The 1,006-nt window shown below is 73.0% G+C and carries 1 protein-coding gene; it reads right to left on the bottom strand.

What is annotated here, in order from left to right; translation table 11 throughout:
* Window positions 1-108: 108 nt before the first annotated feature.
* Complete coding sequence (locus ACFQEU_RS16545) at window positions 109-978, bottom strand: MBL fold metallo-hydrolase (protein WP_379783927.1); 870 nt, start codon at window positions 976-978, stop codon at window positions 109-111.
* Between the last annotated feature and the right edge of the window lie 28 nt (window positions 979-1,006).

Below are 1,006 nucleotides of genomic sequence, written 5' to 3'. Positions count from 1 at the left end.
GTGACGGAGACCCCGTTGGCGTCGATCGCGGGCGAGCTCGAGGCGGAGCCGTAGCCGGCACGACGCTTTGCCGGCGCCCCCCGAAGCCGACCGTACGCCCGGCCGACCTTACGCCCGCTCGCCCCACGAGTCGTCGACCCGCCCCTCCGCGACCAGCTTCTCCAGATGCGCTCGGACGGTCGCCCGTGCGAGATCCTCGACGCCGGACAGGTCCTTCTCGTAAGCGGCGGCGAGCACCCCGTCGAGGTCGGTCGCCCCGTTCCCGACCGCTTCAAGCACGCGGCGTTCGCGCGCTAGCCGGTGGTCGATCAGCCGCTGGCAGGCGTTCTCCGGGTCGTCGATCGCGGGACCGTGACCCGGCCAAAGCCGGTCGTATCCGGCGTCACGGACTCCTTCGAGGCTCTCCAGGTACGCGGCGATGTCGCCCTCGGGCGCTCCGACCACGACGCTGCCCGTCGCGACCGCGAGGTCCCCACAGAGCAGCTCCCGTGGCGCGTCCGCGCCGCCCTCGGTCGCGCCCCCCTCGACCGCGAAGGCGACGTGATCCGGCGCGTGACCCGGTGTATCGAGGACGCGGACCCCCGTCGATCCGAGGAGATCCCCGTCGCGGAACGTCGAATCCGGGTCGACACCCGTCGCCGCCCTGAAGCGATCGACGTGGTCGGCGTGCGCGTACACTCCCGCGTCGGTGCGATCGGCGTAGGTGGCGACGCCACCCACATGGTCCGGGTGGGAGTGGGTGACGGCGATGGCGTCAAGCGCGCCCACGCCGATCCGCTCGATCGCGGCGTCGAGTGCGTCCGTCTCGGCTGCCGGATCGACGAGGAGGCCGTCGACGAGGTAGGCGTTCGTCGTCCCCGTCGGTGCCCGCGTGTCGACCGGGACCTCGAAGCGGGTCGCTCCCGAGGCTTCCGCCGATGTCGGGTCCCCGGACGCGCCGGACGATCCCGGGTTCCCGGGCGGATCCGACGGCGACACCCTCAGTCACCCCGCCCGAGCGGGGAAC

The organism is Halorubrum tibetense, from assembly GCF_042661865.1.
Taxonomy (GTDB): domain Archaea; phylum Halobacteriota; class Halobacteria; order Halobacteriales; family Haloferacaceae; genus Halorubrum; species Halorubrum tibetense.
Note: the sequence above shows the minus strand (reverse complement) of the source record. Positions and strands in the feature narration are given on the sequence as shown.